Origin of the sequence: Christiangramia qingdaonensis, assembly GCF_048381525.1 — a bacterium.
Lineage (GTDB): Bacteria > Bacteroidota > Bacteroidia > Flavobacteriales > Flavobacteriaceae > Christiangramia.
Window position 1 is genome coordinate 508998 of record NZ_JBLWIM010000008.1, and the last position, 3349, is coordinate 512346.

5 protein-coding genes are annotated in these 3349 nt (G+C 37.2%); 1 reads left to right on the forward strand and 4 read right to left on the reverse strand.

The genetic code is table 11. The features are described from left to right. Positions 1-108: 108 nt before the first annotated feature. The 3 genes from hpf to rpsU form a co-directional block, all read right to left on the reverse strand. Positions 109-411 carry a ribosome hibernation-promoting factor, HPF/YfiA family gene (gene hpf / locus ACNI3T_RS03035; protein WP_141877086.1) on the reverse strand — a complete coding sequence of 101 codons (303 nt, stop codon included), beginning with the start codon at positions 409-411 and terminating at the stop codon, positions 109-111. Positions 412-447: 36 nt separating this feature from the next. After that, positions 448-1338 (reverse strand): tyrosine-type recombinase/integrase, encoded by an 891-nt coding sequence (locus ACNI3T_RS03040; RefSeq protein ID WP_418226573.1) that lies wholly within the window; start codon positions 1336-1338, stop codon positions 448-450. 87 nt (positions 1339-1425) lie between these two features. Continuing rightward, positions 1426-1620, reverse strand: a complete 195-nt coding sequence (rpsU, locus tag ACNI3T_RS03045; protein WP_026915408.1) for a 30S ribosomal protein S21 — start codon at positions 1618-1620, stop codon at positions 1426-1428. Positions 1621-1760: 140 nt separating this feature from the next. Here rpsU and ACNI3T_RS03050 point away from each other — a divergent pair, with 140 nt between their 5' ends. Continuing rightward, positions 1761-2633 (forward strand): MBL fold metallo-hydrolase, encoded by an 873-nt coding sequence (locus tag ACNI3T_RS03050; protein WP_418226574.1) that lies wholly within the window; start codon positions 1761-1763, stop codon positions 2631-2633. Positions 2634-2898: 265 nt separating this feature from the next. On the opposite strand, the gene ACNI3T_RS03055 is transcribed toward ACNI3T_RS03050, so the two are convergent. Then, on the reverse strand, positions 2899-3349 hold a 451-nt coding region (locus ACNI3T_RS03055; protein ID WP_418226575.1), incomplete at its 5' end, for an acyl-CoA dehydrogenase family protein.

Below are 3349 nucleotides of genomic sequence, written 5' to 3' on the forward strand. Positions count from 1 at the left end.
TCGGCCTTTTATGCTTAAAATTCCGCATAAAAAAGTCCGCTATTTCTAACGGACTGCAAATGTATATAAATTATTTCTTTATCAAAACATTATTAGAAAAAAAATCTCCTAAACATGAGTACTCATTTTTTCTTTTTTCTTGATGAGCTGCCTTTGTAATGAACTAACACATTCATCCACACAGGCTTCGAATTTATTACAGGTCTTTTTAACCATGAGCTCACCCCCTGGAATACTCAATAAGATTTCAGTTATTTTGTTATCCTTACCACTGGTATTTTCAACTTTAAAAAACACATCCGCATGGATAATTTTATCAAAATAATTTTCCAGTTTATCTAGTTTTTTCTGAGTGAAGTCAATTAGCTTTGGATCAGCATTAAAGTTCACAGACTGCAGATTCATTTTCATAATCAGGTTGAATTTAATTAAACAAATAAAGAGCGGTTAGTTATTATTGTTCCTGGGATGAGCACTCTTATGAATCTTACTCAATTCAGCAATACTATTATGCGTGTAAACTTGCGTAGATGCCAGACTTGAATGTCCCAGCAATTCTTTTACAGCATTCATATTTGCTCCCTGGTTCAATAAATGCGTGGCAAAAGTGTGACGCAGTATATGCGGACTCTTCTTTACCTTACCAGACACCTTACTAAAATAATTATTTATAATTCTATAAACAAGGCTTTCGTAGCTTTTGTGTCCTTTCGCCGTAACGAACAAGTAAGGACAATCTCGCAGTAATGGGCTTGAGCGCTTGATTGTCAAATATCGTTCTGCCGTGTGAACCACCTGTTGCAATAACGGTATATATCGCTCCTTATTTCTTTTTCCCAGGACTTTTAGCATATTACTCCCTAAATCAAGATCCTGCTCTTTTATGTTGATCAATTCTGCCCTTCTTATACCTGTAGAGTAAAATAGCTCGATTATCAATTTATCTCGCAGCCCTTCAAAAGTATCATCATTAAAATCTTCCAGTACAGCGACCACTTCTTTTTCAGAGAACGGAACCTGGATTTTCTTCGAAGCTTTTAAAGATCGATGTTTTGCGAGTGGAGAACTTTCTATCGCCGAAGTTTTCAGAAGAAATTTATAGTAGGCTTTGAGAGAAGACATTTTGCGATTGATACTCTGGTTTGAAATACCAGAATTTGAAAGTTCCACAATCCAGTTTCGAATCTGGTTGTATGCTATTTTCTCAATCTTATCTTCGGAAAATTCCTGGTTGATAAATTTCTGAAATTGTGTAAGATCTGCCCTATATGCCCTGATCGTAGTTTCGGCATAATTTTTTTCTAACTGAAGATACTCAAGAAAAGATTTAAAAGGCATAAAAAAACTGTTGATAGTCAAAGTTAGTGAACTTTAAACTAGCAACAGTTCTTATAATTTTTAAGCTTTGCAAAAGCCTGGATATCTCTAGATATCTTCTGCGTCTCTCAAATGCTGGATGTACTCCGCTTTTTGAATCTGAGCTCTACGCTCTACAGATGGCTTCGTAAAATGCTGGCGGCTTCTTAGCTGGCGCATAGTTCCTGTCTTGTCGAACTTTCGCTTGAAACGCTTAAGAGCTCTATCTATATTTTCTCCGTCTTTAACTGGTATAATTAACATAGTGTCATAACCTCCTCTCTTTTGGAATCGGCTGCAAAGATAATTCAATTATTATATCCTCCAATGATTTAGCGATTTATTTCCATATGAATATGACCTAAGCCTAATTTACCTAACTTCCCTGAATAATGAATTATAACATGAGAAAACTTACAGTATCAATAGTATTTGCCTTTGCCTACAGTTTCAGCAGTTTTGCATTCCAGAATATGGAACAGGTGGAAATTAAAACCCAACAAATTACCCAAGAGGTATATCTTTTACGAGGTGCAGGCGGTAATATTGGGATTCTTACAGGGTCTGATGGAGTATTCATGATAGATGATCAATTCGCTGCCCTTTCAGACAAATTGATCGCAGCTATTGCCAAAATTAGTAAACAGCCTGTTCGATTCCTGGTGAACACACATCATCATGGCGATCATACCGGAGGAAATGAAATTTTTGATAATCAGGGAGCTCTAATTCTGGCGCATCAAAATGTGCGAGACCGATTAAAAGAAAAGGCGACAGACAGTACTGCAGGAATCCCAGTCATTACTTTTAATGACCAGTTAAATCTGCATATAAATTCAAATGATGTAATGGTATTGCATGTTCATAATGCGCATACAGATGGTGATGCGCTTGTATACCTACCACAAAGCAATGTATTGCACACTGGTGACACTTTCTTCAACGGAATGTTTCCTTATATAGATTTAAGTAGTGGCGGTAGTGTAGATGGTGATATTGAAGCTGCGGAAAAGGGCTTGTCCATCATCAATGAGAACACACAAATAATTCCCGGGCATGGTAACCTGGCAACCTATAAGGATTATTCAAACTATTTGGCTATGCTGAAAAGCATCAGGGAAAGTGTTCTCCAGAAGATTGATCAGGGGGCTACTGAAGAGGAAGTCGCACTTAATGAATCGCTAACTTCTCAATTTTATACAGATAAAGAAGCCAGTGAATTTTTTATTGACGGAGAGAAGATCAGGAGAACCTTTCATAAGAGTTTAATAAAATAGCCCCGGAAATTCCAGGGCTATTTTCCTATATTTCAGTAATTCGCCTACTTAGCAGCTGGCTTATAATTCTTCTTTTCTATTACGATTTTCGGACGAACAATGAATTTTCACAAGAATGCTATTTAGCTGCAGGCTTGTTTCTTTCATATCGATCACCATTGTTGCGCGAAAAATGAATTTTCGCAAAAATGCTATTTGGCTGCAGGCTTGTATTCCTTCTTATCAATTACCATTTTTGCGCGAAAAATGAATTTTCGCAAAAATGCTATTTAGCTGCAGGCTTGTATTCCTTCTTATCAATTACCATTTTTGCGATAATCTCTTTTAGAATTTCAGAAGTTCCACCGCCAATTGGTCCCAACCTACTGTCACGGAACATTCTTGCCATTGGGTAATCTTCCATATATCCATATCCACCTAGCATTTGCAAGCATTTATACATTACCTCATCTGAAATTTTAGTCGCAAGCAGTTTAGACATACTAGCCTCTTTTACTACATATTCTCCATCATTCAAACGTTGAGTCGTGGCATAGTTAAATTCTTTGATCACCTCAACTTCACTCACCATTTCAGCAATGGTATGTCTCAAAGCCTGAAATTTATCCAGCGAACGTCCAAAAGCTTCCCGCTCCTGCATATAACCCATTGTGTATTCCAGTGCAAATTCTGAGCGTGCATGCGCATTCACACCCATGATCAAACGCTCCAGAGCG